The sequence below is a fragment of the Paenibacillus xylanexedens genome (genome assembly GCF_007676705.1).
In the GTDB taxonomy this organism is placed as follows: Bacteria; Bacillota; Bacilli; order Paenibacillales; family Paenibacillaceae; genus Paenibacillus; species Paenibacillus xylanexedens_C.
Window position 1 is genome coordinate 1,431,338 of sequence record NZ_VEBF01000002.1, and the last position, 15,001, is coordinate 1,446,338.

The window sequence follows — 15,001 nt, forward strand, 5'->3', positions numbered from 1 at the left end:
TCCTTTTGCCATTCTATACTAATGGTCTAGGATTGCTGTGCCGTACATTCGCTCTATTTTGCGCTCAACTGAATATTCAGAACACGGTCATACGCTTCCTTATAGGTGCTCAGCAGCTGATCTACGCCAAGATTGTTCATCTCCTCTACATACTTCTCCCAATCGGCCAGACTTCGGGAGCCGGTCACGAATTTGGCAAAGCTCTCATCGCGGTGCTTTTTGATCGCCTGCCCGGTAATGGATATGATTTCATTTTCCGCCTCTGTAAACGCAGGTCTTGGCTGCATGGAGGAAGGATCATACTTCACTGCTTCTTCATAAGCATGCTTCAGGGCATCCGAGAACAGCGACAAATGGGCATTAAAATCAATCCAGGTATAGGTGCCGCTGGTCTGAAGTCCCGTCTGCTTGCGCATTTCAATGACATCGTTATACTCCGGCTTGAACTTGATCGCATCTCCTTCCTTTACGTAGGTCTCGCCCTCTATGCCCCAACTGCTTAGCGTGCGCCCTTCCTCGGAATAGAAAAAGTCCATGTACTTCACGACATCGTCAATGTTCTTGGAGGTGGAAGCCACCGTCAACCCGCCTTCCATATAATGAAAATACGGATTTAGCTGTTTGCCGCCGGAAATGCCGGCCGGAGGTGCCATGAACTGCATGTCGTACTCAGGGTTCTCCTGCTGCATGGCATTGTTAAAGAAATCAATCCGGCTGATATAATCGATGGTCACGAATGATTTGCCTGTAGAGACCATATCCTGCCACTGCTTGGTTTGCAGCGATAAGAAGTCGGGCGGAACCAATCCTTCGTCATAGAAACTTTTCCACATCCCCACCATCGTTTTATAGTTGTCTTCGGTCGGTCCATAACGCCATTCTTTCTGGTCAAAATCATAGTAGGCACCCTCACCGGTTCCGTAGTTCACCGTCATATTCGCATTCATCTCATCCGGGATCTGCCCGTATCGGATGGAGAGAGGGTAGCTGTCCGGGTATTTCTCTTTCAGCGTCTTCAGGGCCGCATGCAGCTCTTCGTAGGTCGTAGGAACCTGAATGCCTTCCTTGTCGAACACATCCTTGCGGTACATCCAGATCATGCGGTTCGTCTCGCCGAACCCCTGATTGGGGAACATATACATCTTGCCATCGGCGGAGAGGGCGGCCTTCGCTTCCTCTGGATATTGTTTCATCCATGCTTGAAGATTCGGCATGTTGTCCATGTGCTCCATTAAATCCACCAGCGCACCCTGCTGTCCAAACTTGTTGGATTCCTTGCGATTGGGCATATACATCAGATCGGGCAGCGTTTTGGAGGCAATCGCCAGATTCAAGCTCTCTTCCAGCTTGCCGGAAGGCGTCTGTACTTCAAGCGTGACGCCGGTCTTTTCCTTCAGCCAGTTCCAAATGGGCCAGCTCTTGGAATAAGGGAACGTGGCATTGTTATCCAGCAGCGCCGTAAAGGTCTTTCCCGTTCCCTTGGAGTTATCCGTTACGCCGCCCTCCCCCTGCGCATCCGTCTGCGAGCCGGAACCGTTGCCGCCTCCACTGCACCCCGCTATCATCGTTACTGCAACCAGCAGGGGAAGTATTACCGATTTCCATTTGCGCATAAGCTTCTCTCCCTTAATCCGAATTTGCGTTGAATTGCTTTGTTTTCCAAATCTATCCTTTGACCGCTCCGACCATGGCTCCCTTAACGAAATACTTCTGTACAAACGGATAGATGACCAGAATCGGCAGGGTGGAGACCATGATGGTTGCATATTTGAGCGATTCCTCCACCACCAGGTTATCTCCCCCAATGGACGTTACGTCGCCTGAGCTTGCCGTGCCGGCAAGCACCAGATTACGCAGCAGTACCTGCAGCGGGAACAAATCGGGAGACCTTAGATAGAGCAGCGGGAAAATAAAGTTATTCCACATGCCCACGGCATAGAACAAGGCTATGGTGGCGAAGGACGCCTTGGACAGCGGAACGACAATCCGAATGAAGATGCCGATATCATTCAGGCCGTCCATACGGCCTGATTCCTCCAGCTCTTTGGGGATGCCCGAGAAAAACGTGCGCATCAGAATCAGGTTCCAGGTGCTGACTGCTCCTGGAAGAACCATTCCCCAGATGGTGTCCACCAGATTCAGGGAACGAACCACCAGGAAGGTTGGAATCATCCCCCCGCTGAAGAACATCGTAATGACAATCAGTACGGTGAAGCTATTGCGCAGCGCCATGTCTTTTCTGGACAATGCGTAGGCTCCCGTCGAGGTGACCACCAGCGAGATCAGTGTCCCAAGCACGGTGTAAAGGATCGTATTTCGGTAAGCCGTCCAGATCTGCGGATCTCCCAGCACCAGTTTATACATGCTCAGATTGAAGCCCTTGGGCCAGAAGGAAATATTGTTTTGAATGACGTTCACGTTGCTGCTGAGGGAGACGGCCAGCATATGAAGAAACGGATAGAGTGTGACCACCACAACCAGCAGCAGGATCAGGGATGCTACAACGTTAAACCAGGAAAATTGGAATGATTTCACACCACACCTCTTTCTACCATAGACTGGTCTCACTTAATCGGCGGCTGAGCCAGTTGGCCGTATAGATGAAAATCAGACTGATGACTCCCATGAACAAATCAATGGACGCACCATAGCTGAAGTTCCCCTGTACCATGCCCACTCTGTAGACATATGTGCTAATAATATCCGCCGTATCGTAGATTGCCGGATTCTGCATCAGGAACACCTTCTCGAAACCAATCTCCAGCACTTTGCCAATATTCAGAATCAGCGTAATGACGATGGCGGGAGATATACCGGGCAGTGTGACATGCCAGATTTTGCGTAATCGGCTTGCTCCGTCCATATCAGCGGCCTCATACAGCTGCGGGTCGATGGTCGTCAGTGCGGCGAGATAAATAATGGTCTCCCAGCCGATATGCTGCCAGATTTCCGACAGAACATAGATGCCACGAAACAATCCTGGCTCATTCATAAAATTGATGGGTCCAATGCCGATCCCTGCCAGCAGATTGTTAATCAGTCCTCCGGTCGGAGACAGGAACATAATTACCATACTTACCACAATCACATTCGAGATGAAATGCGGCAGATAACTAACCGTTTGCACAAAACGCTTGAATGCAGCCCTGCGCACCTCATTCAGCAGAATCGCGAGCAGGATCGGGGCCGGGAAGCCAAACACCAGCTTATATAGTCCCAGCAGAAACGTATTCTTCATCAGGGGCCAAAAATCGGGATTCTCCAGAAACATCCGATAATATTTGAACCCCACCCAGTCACTGGCCCAAATTCCTTTGAACAGATTGTAATCCTTGAAGGTGATGACCAGCCCGAACATCGGTGCATAGCGGAAGATTAGATAATACAGGAGGCATGGCAGGAATAGCAGCCATAGCGCCTTGTTCTTGTTCCAGATTCGGACCATCCGCGCCTTCCGCCGAGGTGGATGGTTCACTATCTTTCGCAGTTTGTCTTGCATTAAGCCAGCATCAGCCATCAGCATGCCCCCTCTTTATTAGTGATGATTGAAAATCGACTTGAATGTTAGATAACTTCCCCTGAAATTCCCGGGTTTGTCTCCGAATTATAACGATTAATCCTAGGAAAGCGCTATCTACATGTTATATAACTTTTCGCCTATACACCTATTTTCCAGATATCCGCGTATAAATCAGTAAAAGTGCATATTGTTTGTGTCAGCTTTATGCCGCTATGATAGGATTAGACCAAACGATTCTCGGCTGTATCCAAGGGGGAATGTCATGATGAAGGGACTGCTTACAAGCAAATTCGCGCTGAATGGCCTGTTTGCCAAGCTAATGCTGAGCTTCCTCAGTGTCATCCTGATTTTGGCTTCATTTAATTTGTTCTCCCATCTGTACTTGAGCAACAAAGTTTACCATGAGATGGTCAGACAAAATGAACTGGGCCTTGCACAGACCGTCGAAGGGTATGAGAATCACTTTCGGCTGACCCAGAACATGATTCTGGCCCTCACTCAATCGGACACCTGGACAGCCAATCTGGGCATTTTGAGCCACATTAAGGAGAATCGCCGTTACGATGTTCCCGCTGAGGTCAAATCGGACCTCTCCACCCTGTATGCCAATCCTTTTTTGCATATCGACAATTTCATCCTCTATTTCAAACAAGAAAACTATGTACTGGAGAAGGAAGGTCTCAGCAGTGCCAGCGATATGTTCGGCAAATATTATTACAGTAAGGAATATCCACCGGACTACTGGAAAACTCAAACCATGAACAATCAGTTCCTCAAAGTAATGCCTGCGGTAGCTTTTACGGAAAACACCGTTCATTCTTCCCGCTCCCTCGGGCAACTGATGCCGGTCATGATGAAAGCTATTCCTTACGAGGACGTGTACGGCATTGTTATGCTGAATCCCCAGCGTATGCAGGACACTTATGGCGATGCAGATAATAATCCGTTCTACATTCTGGACAACGAGGGGCGCCTTCTGTTCACCACGGTAGAAGGGAACGCGCAAAATCCACGGCTTCCTGCAGACGGAGGCAGATATGAACGCATTGGAGATCAGTATTACTTCTATGAGAAAGGCAAGCAAACCGGGTTTACCTATGTCCAGGTAACCCAGGCCGCGGTAATTGGCGCGGAAATACGCGGCATGCAGCTGCTGCTGGCGCTCCTGCTCGGAGCCGCTGTACTGATCAGCGTGCTCTCGTCCCTGTTTTTCAGCCTGCGATTAAATCAGCCGCTTCAGCGCCTCATTGCCGCTCTTGACCGAGATTCCGGCAGCGGGCCAGACAAGTTGAGCAGTGTAAAGGAATTCGCCATGATCGGCGACCGTTTGAGCTCTATTCTGGAGAATAACCGCTACATTCAAAGCGATCTTGCGCAGAAGAACTCTCTTGTACGCCAGTATGCTTATACCCATAAAGTGAAAAATATCCCGCTCAGCTCCTACCTGGCAGAGCTTGAGGATGTTCGGCAACCCGAGCAGCCCTATGTCTCCATTTTGTTTAAGGTTGGCTTCAAATCCCTGCCAGATGAATTCGGGCAGCATACCCTGTTATTATGGAAGCTGATTCAGAGTCTGTTCAGCAGCAGCCAAAACAACAGTGTTGCCCTTCAGCCCGAGCAGGATCAGCTGTTACTGCTGATGTTTGATCCCGGTCCGCAGAGCGGTATACTACAGGCGCTGGATACACTGAAGGAATTGCTCGCTACCGAAGAATCCCTCTACCTGACCATCGCAGTGAGTCCAGTAAATTCCGGAGAAATCCCGTTTACCGATGCGTACAGCAATCTGTCCACCCTGTTGAAAGAGCGGAGACTGAATGGGGAAACGCAGATTATTGTAGAGCCGCGCGCTTCCTCCTCCAATGCCTTCCATGTGAAGGTAACCTATGGGGAGGAGCTGCACAATCTTCTGCAATCAGGTAATGAGGAGGCCGTTTTCGCTTGGGTGGATCGCCAGCTGGAACAACTGCAGCACAAGGATGCGGCCGCAGAGGACTTCCGCACCTTTGCTCTTGGCGCAGTGGAACAAATCGGCAAAACCGTGATGAAGCTGAATTTGAGTCCCATCGGGTCTGACCTTCATCCTTCTCCACTGGGTGAGCCATTTGCGGGTTTTCATTCCGTGCAGCAGTACAGGCAATGGCTTCGGGAGCTCGTTCAACCAGTACTTGCGGCAGTCCGCAGTCAGTCGGAAACGCGCGATCCGGTCATCAGCTTTGTGCTGGACTATTTGGATCATCACTATGGGGAAGATATTAATTTGAATATCGTCGCCGACAAGTTGAATTTAACCCCAGGGTACCTCTCCAGTATTTTCAAGGAAAAGACCAACATCAACTTCAGCGAGTATCTGAATAATCTGCGGGTTGAACGGGCCAAGGAGCTGCTTGTAAATGTGGATCTGCGGATTCAGGACATCGCCATGCAGGTCGGTTATCAAAATGCGAACTCGTTCATCCGCATGTTCAAGCGTCGATACGGGCTGACTCCCGGAGAATACCGCAAGCGTCATGCGGGTGATGACCCGTTCCTCTCCTCCGGTCATGGCTAATCAAGCGCTAGAAGGAGAGGCTGGGTCGTTCTAAATACACAAAAGCCCGCTCTGACAGCGGGCTTGTTCATTATTTTTCTACATCAGAAATTTGGAAAGATGCACATGAGCCATGGAGGGGATCCGTTGTTCCTCAGGAATATTTTCGTAGAGAAGGTGCTCTTTCCCCGCATCAGTCATTTGTCTGCGCATGGCAGCAATACGGCCTTTGCTGTGATCGATAAAGCGGAAATCAAACTGCATTAGAGAATCCATTTTTAATTAACCGGAAAAGTCTTCCGTGTAATGCCCCTTTTCTTCTACATTCGATATTTTCAGAATCAAGTCAGGTCGTTTGGAAAACACCCGCTCGTCCAAGTCCACTACATTTTCCATTCCATCTGCTCCGACTACAAAAGAAACGGTAGCGCGATTCCGCAGCTGCTTCACCGCATTGTCCATTTTCTCTGCGTTCCAAGGAACGCCGCTCATCGATGCAGCCCAAGGTTCACTCATTTCAGATCCCCTCCATCTGCTTTTCCTGTAATTGTAAATGAAGAAGACTGACTTGAGAAGTGCGATTTAACCTGCATAAACAGAGTTCGTCAGCGCCTCTTCTCATTTGCAGCTCGCCCATCTATTATAGACATAAGCGTTTGAACAGACTGGAGGATACGCAGCATGCAATTTGCCAAACGAATGAACCATTTTAATGAAGGCATATTTACTCGATTATCTGAAATTAAGAGACAACGTCTGGAACAGGGATTGGGCGTCATCGATCTTAGCGTAGGCGCACCCAACACCCCGCCAGCGCAACATATTATTCAGGCTCTATGTGAGGCAGCAGCAGATGTACAGAATTATACGTATGCCATCACTGACCAGAGTGAGCTGCTGAAGGCTGTCAGTGAGTGGTACCAGCGCAGGTACGAGGTCGATCTGAACCCCAAAACCGAAGTATGCTCCCTGCTTGGCTCACAAGAGGGTCTGGCACATATCTCATTATCCATCGTGGATGAAGGCGATCTTGTTCTTGTTCCGGATCCCTGTTATCCGGTTTTCGCGGATGGGCCGCTTCTGGCGGGAGCAGAGCTGTATTACATGCCTCAAAAGGAAGAACATCATTATGTCATTCAGCTGGAAGAGATACCCAAGGATATAGCGCAGAGAGCCAAATTCATGCTGGTCTCCTATCCCAACAACCCAACAACAGCAATGGCACCGGAGCAGTTCTACCTGGACCTGATCGCATTTGCCAAAAAACATGATATCATCGTCCTCCATGACAATGCGTACAGCGAGCTCGTGTTCGACGGGAAATCATGCGGAAGTTTTCTTGCCTTTCCTGGTGCCATGGACGTCGGTGTAGAATTCAACTCTCTGTCCAAAACCTATGGGCTCGCTGGTGCTCGAATCGGATTTTGTATGGGCAATGCAGCTGTAGTATCCATGTTGAAAAAGCTGAAATCCAACATGGATTACGGCATGTTCCTCCCGATTCAGAAGGCAGCCATTGCCGCCATTACCGGGGATCAGAGTGACGTAGATCGGGTACGGGCAATCTATGAGGAACGTCGGGACATTCTGTGCGAAGGATTCAGCAGACTCGGATGGGATATAACGAAGCCTGATGCCACCATGTTTATCTGGACGCGGATTCCTGCTCATTATGACAGTTCGGAGCAATTCGCCATGGATCTGGTCAGCCGGGCGGGCGTCATCGTGACGCCTGGAAGTGCATTTGGCCCTTCGGGTGAAGGATATGTCCGGCTCGCGCTGGTCCAGGATCGGGACCAATTGGAACAGGCACTTCAATCCGTGGAAGACAGCGGCATACTGGTACCGAATTAATCGACAGCAAAAAGCACCATTTCCTTATTCGGGAAGTGGTGCTCTTTCTGCTCTCATGCGAAAACCGGATCATTATCCTCAACCAGATATTCATCCACCAATATATATATAAATGAGAATATACGCTAAAAATCCCGCTGCATAAGCGGGATTTTTTATTCTAAATCATTTGTGGTATTTTTGAAGTTCACTTTTACTTTATACAGACTTGCGCCAGTTGGAACGATACATCAGATACAGGAAGTACGGCGTTCCGATAATCGCAATGAGTATGCCTGATGGAATCTCTGTTGGCGCCATGACGGTTCTGCCGATCGTATCGGCCAGCACCAACATGACTGCACCGGCTAATGCGGATAAAAACATCGAACGTCTTAACTTATTCCCCGTCAGTAACCGAACCATATGTGGTGCAATCAGACCGATAAAACCGACGGTTCCTACACAAGCAACAGCACCTGCTGCAAGTAATACACCAACTGTCATGGCCAGTAATCGTGTACGGCGTACACCCAGTCCAAGTCCAGATGCACTATTGTCGTCGAATACCAACAGTTCGAATCTACGCGCCAGCCACCAAGCCACAGGTACCAGAATAACTAAAAATAATCCGATAACCTTCACCTGTTCCCAGGTACGAGCATAGGTGCTTCCCGTCAGCCAGATATACCCGCTGCTACCGTAGACGGCACCACGTACAATCAGAATCTGAATACCTGCTCCAGCAATGGCAGACATCGCGATCCCTAACAACACAACCGCCGAAGGGTTCAGTCCTTTCTTCCAGGCGAGGGAGAACACAACTACTGCAGCAATGGCTGCACCGATGATTGCCGCAATTGGCAGCAAGTATATCGGAAGACCCGGCCATAAGATGATAACCATCATCGCTCCAAGCCCTGCACCTGAGGATACACCGACAATTGAAGCATCTGCCAGAGGGTTACGTACCGCCATCTGAATGAGTACACCACTGATTGCCAGTGCAGCTCCTGCACCTGCGGCAACAAGTGTACGCGGAATTCGAAGCTGAATCAGCGCGGAGAACAGTCCATCCGATTGGAATAGACTCGGTAACCAATCGGCCAGAGGAATTCGCATACCGCCAAACATCGTACTGAGCAAGATAAGCACGACTGTTATGACTGAAAATAATACAGCCATCGGGCCAAATGCAAAGCGACGCGCGGCTCCTCCTGTGCTCATTGAAGTAGACATGCCTGATCCGTTCGAAGCCTTCATGCGTGTAAGAACAAGCCAGATGAGCCACGGTGCACCAATGATCGCCATAACGGCACCCGTTGGCAGCTCCATGCTGGAGTTATGCACCATCTTGGCGAGGACGTCTGCCCCAACCAGGAGTGCTGCTCCCCATATGAACACACCAGGTAAAAGTAATCGATTGGAACGTACTCCGCTCAATCGAACCAGATGAGGTGCAACCAGACCCACGAAGCCTATCGGCCCGATTACACTGACAATCACAGCAGCTAGCAATACTGCGAGAATTAAACCACCGGCACGAGCCAATCCAACCTTTTGTCCCAAGGAAGAAGCCGTTGATTCATCCAACTCCAGCATATCCCACTGTCTGGACAGGATTAACGCGAGAAGGGTAATTCCAATCACCCAAGGCAAAGCATAGGACACACCGCTCCAGTCATTCTGAACGAGTGTTCCGGAGCCCCACAGGAACAACCCCTGCGTCTCCATGGAGAAAAAAATATGTAATGCACTTGTAAATGAACCAAGCACCATCGATACAATCATACCGGACAATGCAAGTCGAACCGGGCTTGATGTTCGTCCGCCGCCCATGAAATAAGCCGCAAATGCTGCCAGCAAACCACCTAGAGCTGCGAAGAGAAAAGGCGACTGGCTTATCAGGCCTGGAAAAGCGATAGCTCCTAGTACCACTACAAAGTATGCTCCTGCATTAATGCCCAGCGTATCTGAAGCAGCCAGTGGATTACGAGTAATGGTCTGCAGCAAAGCGCCCGCAATAGCCAGTGCGCCACCAGCAAGAATACCGATGACTGTACGCGGCATGCGCAAGTCCCAGACCATATTGTGCTCTAGTGTATCCTGTTTGCCCGTAAGAGCGTCCCAAACGACATGCAAAGGAATGGATGCCTCTCCATAAATTAGACTTACAAAAAAAAGCACGATGAGAGCGGTTAGACCGCCCCCATATATGCTTATTGTGCGCCAATTCATAGCTGGCTTAGATCCTTGAACCGAACTCATTTGGTAATCGCCTCGACTACTCCATCAACCAATACTTTGGAGGAGATCGGTCCGCCAAATGTCCATGTTGTGCTATCGAGTTGATATATGCGTTTTTCCTTCACAAAGTTCAATCCGTTCCATACCGAGTTATCTTTCATGGCTGCGCCAAAAACATCATCGTCTGGCTGTGTAATATAAATGAAGTTACTGTCCTGTACATCGGATAAAGATTCAATGCCTACTGTAGAGAAGCCATAACTCTCCATCTTGTCCGGCTGCCAATCATTAACCAAGCCAATCTTGTCGAGCGTACCAATAACAACAGAGTTATCCGTAAACATACGCAGGCTGGCTGCATTTTGATATGTGAACGCTTGTGTCAGTGCAAAATTGAAGTTTTCTTTCCCCGCAGCAGCCAGTTTTTCTTTGGCTTCTACATAGTGCTGATCGAGATCACTAAGAACTTCTTTTGCTTTGTCTTCTTTACCCAGAGCCGTTGCAATGTTATTAAAGATCTCTGTCATCTTGTCATAATCATAGCCGTCACCATCATACGGATCATATTCAATCGTTGGTGCAATTGCATTCAGCTGATCGTAGACCGCTGTATTATTATCCGCATTAGCAATGATCAGATCTGGCTTCAATGCAGCAATAGCTTCCAGATTCGGCTCACTGCGTGTTCCGATGTCTGTAACACTGTCATCCAGTGCTGCTTCGGATGTTACATAAAGTTTATAGTTAGCATTATCTGCGTTACCTACTGGTTGAACTCCCAGGGCAACGACATCTTCTGTATACGTCCATTCAAGTGTAACGACACGCTCAGCCGGCTTGTCCAGCTGAAGCTCTCCACGTTTATGCTTCACTGTAACAGGACCTGCGGTCTCCTCAGCCGGAGCACTACCCGAATCGGTACCTTGACTTGTATCTGTTGTAGTATTGGCTTTACCACATCCCGCCAAAACCAGCATAAAGGCCAGCATGATCAACAGTCCGTTTAATCCTTTTTTCATATCTGTATTCTCCCCTGTTTATATGTATTTATATGATAACAATTATCATTATCACTATTGGATTATGCCGTAGGAATGGATTTTTGTCAATGCAAAGTCACTTGTGATCTTGATTCTCCGAATAACAGGAAAAAGGAACTGCTCTTCAGCAATCCCCTTCCCTTGGATCGATAACATCTGATTTAACTTAGCTGCATTGTAGTAATGCACGTATCATCGTTGTCATATGTAGACAATTGGGTCTCTGCAACTTTCCCATCATGAACTACACGAATGAGATAAGTTCTATCTCTGGGCACCCATAGATCCATAAATCCGTTTGCACCCGATTTCATCATGGAATCCTTCATTAAAGTGTTGCCCTCGGAATCGTGAATGGTAACATTGAACTCCTCGTTGCTCATTTCCCCCTGACAGCCGGTCAAGCTATGAATTGCACAGGGATGGGTCTGGTCCACGTAAGGCGCAATGGAAAGGAAAAATTCATTTTCAGGCAAATCATATGTAGTGGTCTTTTTATCTTGATCGGTGACAATTAACTGTTTGGCATTGATGGAGGCAGATTCCGGTGTCTCTTTATCTGTGCTGATATCTTCTACCAATTTTCTGATGTTGGGCGCATTGGCTGTATCCGCCTCATCCTTGCCCGTATTGCTTGCAAACAGATAGGTTCCGATTACAATCACAACTGCAACACTTGCAATGATCCACATTTGTTTCTTCATTTGGAGTCCATCTCCTCGTCCGTTTTGGTTTATTATAAGGGAGAACACATCGTTACGGACAGTTTACGACACCAAAGTCACCATATATTCACATTTTTGTATTGTAGTATGAGTAATCTGACAGCCTGTACACTGTATCATTGATAAGTAAGGGAGGATGTGTATACATGCTTAAGTCTCCAGCCGTATCTGACACCGATCGAAGAGTACACAAATCAAAACTGGCACTGAAGACAGCCCTTCTGGAATGGATGTCCCGTAAACCATTAGCCAGCATAACCATCACCGATATTGTCAAATCCGCCGATCTGAACCGCAGCACATTTTACAAGCATTATGTGTACAAGGAAGACCTGTTTAATGAATTGTTAAATGACGTGATTGACGATCTCAAATCAGCCTATCGAGCACCCTATCAGCATTTCCGAGATTTCGATATTAAGGACCTTAACGCCTCAGCCATTCAAATTTTCGACCATGTGCTGGCTCATGCCTCCTTCTATACTTTACTGGTTAATTCTAACGTGCTACTGGATTTCAGGGACACGCTCTATATAACACTTAAGAACTTGTATCTGGAGGATGTAACCGATCTGTCGCCTGATCCACGGTTGGATAAGGAACTTCTCGCCTGTTATCAGGCCAATGCCGTTCTTGGTTTAGTTACGGGTTGGGTGCAAAGCAACTTCAAATACAGTGCCTCCTATATGGCAGAACAACTATTGGAATTCACACGCATGAACCGATCCCAAGAGATTTATCGGTCTAATCTCCATTCTGCAACGAATCCATCAAGTAATGTTATGCCATGACTCTGTAGTGGTATCTGTTCTTAAAAAGAGGTACTGTCTCCCGTGAAGCTTGAGATACAGTACCTCTTTAGTATGTCGAAACATTTATTTTAATTAGTTGCTGATCCAGCCACCATCTACAGGTAGCTCGACACCTGTAATGAATTTGGATTCATCAGATGCCAAAAACAGGTAGGCATAAGCAATATCCATAGATTCACCAGCATGTGGAGGCAGTGGTGCAAGATTTTTGTAATTCTCCCCCATCTCCACCTGGGATTTGATGCCTGCTTTCTCCACCATACCTGTAAATACAGCACCCGGATGTACGGAGTTCACACGAATATTATCTTTGGCAAACCATTGTGCACCGTGTTTGGTCAGTGAACGTACAGATCCCTTGGAAGCACTATAAGCCGCGCCCTGGGCATCTGCTATTCCACCAATAATCGCTGCAATGGAAGAGGTATTAACGATGGAACCTTGTCCATTCTTCTGCATATAAGGAATGACTGCCTTCATGCCTAGCCATACACCTGTTCCATTAATGGACATCACCTTGTCCCAATCCTCTAGCTCAGCTTCCAAAATGCCTTTGGCCATATGAATTCCGGCATTGTTGACCAGAATATCTATTTTTCCGTATTTCGATACGGTTTCTTCCACAACAGCGTTCCATGACTCTGGACTGGACACATCCAGCTTCAACGCAATGGCTTCCCCGCCATCAGCTACAATCTGTTTAACCTGTTCCTCCAAAGCTTCGATTGCCACATCGGTAGCCACTACCTTGGCTCCTTCTCTTGCAAATAATTGAATACCTGCCAATCCCATGCCACTTGCGGCTCCAGTTATAATTGCAACTTTTCCAGTTAATCTGCCCATTTCATATCATCCTTTCCTATTACGATGAATGCCTCATTATGACACCCAACCTGCTAACACCTTTAGTATACGGATGAAATGAAAGCTCTTTCAATCAGCAAATAGACAGGCTTTTGTGGGATAACCGATAGCTGAGTATGGATCTGTTTATTCCCCAGATGTTAATCCACAACATGGACAACTTATGTTGGTTTTGTTTTCAAACTACGAGTGCAGATAAGCAAATGTTTTAAGATCATCGAAAAAGTTTAACCAGAGCTTCCTCTTGCTTAAGTATCTTGTCCAGCTTGAACATAACGACGGTCGTAATCTTAGAGACCCCATACCTTCGGTAGCTACTAGCACCGTGATTCTCTTACCCACTTTGGGGGCTTGGCTTCGGAAACGGAGAGAGTAGCGGCGATGACCTTCAGCGTCATCGTCCCGCCACTCTCCACCTCCGTCATCTATCTTCTGAATAAATAGACTTATTTACTGGATAAAACACATAAACTTTTATATTTTACGAACATAAACTATATTGAAAATTGGAATTAAGGCGTCAGTTTTAGTATGGTCACAGTGGTATTTAGATTATTATGCAACTGTACAGGAGTTGCATTTGCATTAACCAGCTGGATCGTCGTTGGTACTGTTGTTACCGTAATAATTACTTCAGCAGATATGGGTCCCCCTCCATTACCCGTGAAAGGCACGGGTGTAATAGGCACCCCATTCACTGTAAGGTTGAAATCAGCATCGCCCTGATTATGAATGGAGAAAGAGATAAAGTAACTTCCTGTTTCATTGATTGTTATCGTCGAGGATGGCGGTACAAAAGTAAATGCACCTCCAACATTAGCCAAAACGCCAGTTAAAGTTATTGGAGCGTTTCCTGGAACTGTGTCAGTACCTGTGCCGGGATCTGCCCGGAAAACACTTAGAAAATCAGATATTCCAGCCCCGGCTGGACCGGCAGGGCCAGCAGGACCTATTGCTCCAGCAGGGCCAGCAGGACCTATTGCTCCAGCAGGGCCAGCAGGACCTACTGGTCCGGCAGGGCCAACAGGACCTACTGCTCCGGCAGGGCCGACTGGTCCTGGTATACCAGGAACTCCTTGCAGTCCGATCGGCCCCGGTATCCCTTGAGCTCCTGTCGCCCCCTTGGGACCTATCGGTCCTAGTGCGCCAGGAATCCCTGGAGAACCTTGCGGTGCATTAACAACAACTTTAGGTTTAACCTTTACCACTTTTACCTTAACACCACAATGAAAATGTTTTTTAAATTTACGTCTACAAATTCGTTTCCCATGTCTATTTAACAACCAACTCACCTCCGTGATATTTCTCCACATACTATGTGCTACAATCACGGAGTGCATAGACAATTAACTATAATTCATAAAATCATAGTGCCTATTATGGGAAATTGATGCATTTTAATCATTTCATTAAATCGGAAAAAGCCCGTC

The 15,001-nt window shown here is 47.7% G+C and carries 13 protein-coding genes; 3 read left to right on the forward strand and 10 right to left on the reverse strand.

The window, feature by feature from the left end; translation table 11 throughout:
• Positions 1-53: 53 nt before the first annotated feature.
• The 3 genes from FS628_RS16415 to FS628_RS16425 are packed head-to-tail and all read right to left on the reverse strand — an operon-like array spanning position 54 to position 3,445.
• Positions 54-1,613, reverse strand: coding sequence for an extracellular solute-binding protein (locus tag FS628_RS16415; RefSeq protein ID WP_145323504.1), 1,560 nt, complete (start codon positions 1,611-1,613; stop codon positions 54-56).
• Between the two features lie 52 nt (positions 1,614-1,665).
• Entirely contained in the window at positions 1,666-2,535 is an 870-nt protein-coding gene (locus FS628_RS16420) for a carbohydrate ABC transporter permease (RefSeq protein WP_260871059.1), read from the reverse strand.
• Between the two features lie 13 nt (positions 2,536-2,548).
• Entirely contained in the window at positions 2,549-3,445 is an 897-nt protein-coding gene (locus FS628_RS16425) for an ABC transporter permease (protein ID WP_260871097.1), read from the reverse strand.
• 340 nt (positions 3,446-3,785) lie between these two features.
• On the opposite strand from FS628_RS16425, the gene FS628_RS16430 reads away from it, so the two are divergent.
• Positions 3,786-6,071: a helix-turn-helix domain-containing protein gene (locus tag FS628_RS16430; protein ID WP_222125242.1), complete on the forward strand. Its 2,286-nt coding sequence runs from the start codon at positions 3,786-3,788 to the stop codon at positions 6,069-6,071.
• A 78-nt stretch (positions 6,072-6,149) separates the two neighbouring features.
• On the opposite strand, the gene FS628_RS32700 is transcribed toward FS628_RS16430, so the two are convergent.
• Positions 6,150-6,326, reverse strand: coding sequence for a hypothetical protein (locus FS628_RS32700; RefSeq protein WP_260871060.1), 177 nt, complete (start codon positions 6,324-6,326; stop codon positions 6,150-6,152).
• Between the two features lie 6 nt (positions 6,327-6,332).
• On the reverse strand, positions 6,333-6,566 hold the full coding sequence (locus FS628_RS32705) for a hypothetical protein (RefSeq protein WP_260871061.1): 234 nt from the start codon (positions 6,564-6,566) through the stop codon (positions 6,333-6,335).
• A 165-nt stretch (positions 6,567-6,731) separates the two neighbouring features.
• Between FS628_RS32705 and FS628_RS16440 the strand changes: the two genes are divergently transcribed.
• The gene (locus FS628_RS16440) at positions 6,732-7,904 is read left to right on the forward strand and encodes an aminotransferase class I/II-fold pyridoxal phosphate-dependent enzyme (protein WP_145323508.1); all 1,173 of its coding nucleotides are present in this window, start codon (positions 6,732-6,734) and stop codon (positions 7,902-7,904) included.
• A gap of 198 nt (positions 7,905-8,102) precedes the next feature.
• Here FS628_RS16440 and FS628_RS16445 read toward each other — a convergent pair whose 3' ends face one another.
• The 3 genes from FS628_RS16445 to FS628_RS16455 all read right to left on the reverse strand — a co-directional run bounded on the left by FS628_RS16445 (position 8,103) and on the right by FS628_RS16455 (position 11,874).
• Positions 8,103-10,151: an iron ABC transporter permease gene (locus tag FS628_RS16445; protein ID WP_145323510.1), complete on the reverse strand. Its 2,049-nt coding sequence runs from the start codon at positions 10,149-10,151 to the stop codon at positions 8,103-8,105.
• Complete coding sequence (locus tag FS628_RS16450; RefSeq protein ID WP_145323513.1) at positions 10,148-11,149, reverse strand: ABC transporter substrate-binding protein; 1,002 nt, start codon at positions 11,147-11,149, stop codon at positions 10,148-10,150. Before FS628_RS16450 ends, FS628_RS16445 begins: the two co-directional genes overlap by 4 nt.
• Before the next feature lie 182 nt (positions 11,150-11,331).
• Complete coding sequence (locus tag FS628_RS16455) at positions 11,332-11,874, reverse strand: CueP family metal-binding protein (RefSeq protein WP_145323516.1); 543 nt, start codon at positions 11,872-11,874, stop codon at positions 11,332-11,334.
• A gap of 167 nt (positions 11,875-12,041) precedes the next feature.
• Here FS628_RS16455 and FS628_RS16460 point away from each other — a divergent pair, with 167 nt between their 5' ends.
• Positions 12,042-12,686 (forward strand): TetR/AcrR family transcriptional regulator, encoded by a 645-nt coding sequence (locus FS628_RS16460; protein WP_145323518.1) that lies wholly within the window; start codon positions 12,042-12,044, stop codon positions 12,684-12,686.
• Between the two features lie 93 nt (positions 12,687-12,779).
• On the opposite strand, the gene FS628_RS16465 is transcribed toward FS628_RS16460, so the two are convergent.
• Both FS628_RS16465 and FS628_RS16470 read right to left on the reverse strand, forming a co-directional pair.
• A complete protein-coding gene (locus FS628_RS16465; RefSeq protein WP_145323520.1) occupies positions 12,780-13,550 on the reverse strand; it encodes an SDR family NAD(P)-dependent oxidoreductase in 771 nt (256 codons plus the stop codon).
• 533 nt (positions 13,551-14,083) lie between these two features.
• A complete protein-coding gene (locus FS628_RS16470; protein ID WP_260871062.1) occupies positions 14,084-14,779 on the reverse strand; it encodes a collagen-like protein in 696 nt (231 codons plus the stop codon).
• Between the last annotated feature and the right edge of the window lie 222 nt (positions 14,780-15,001).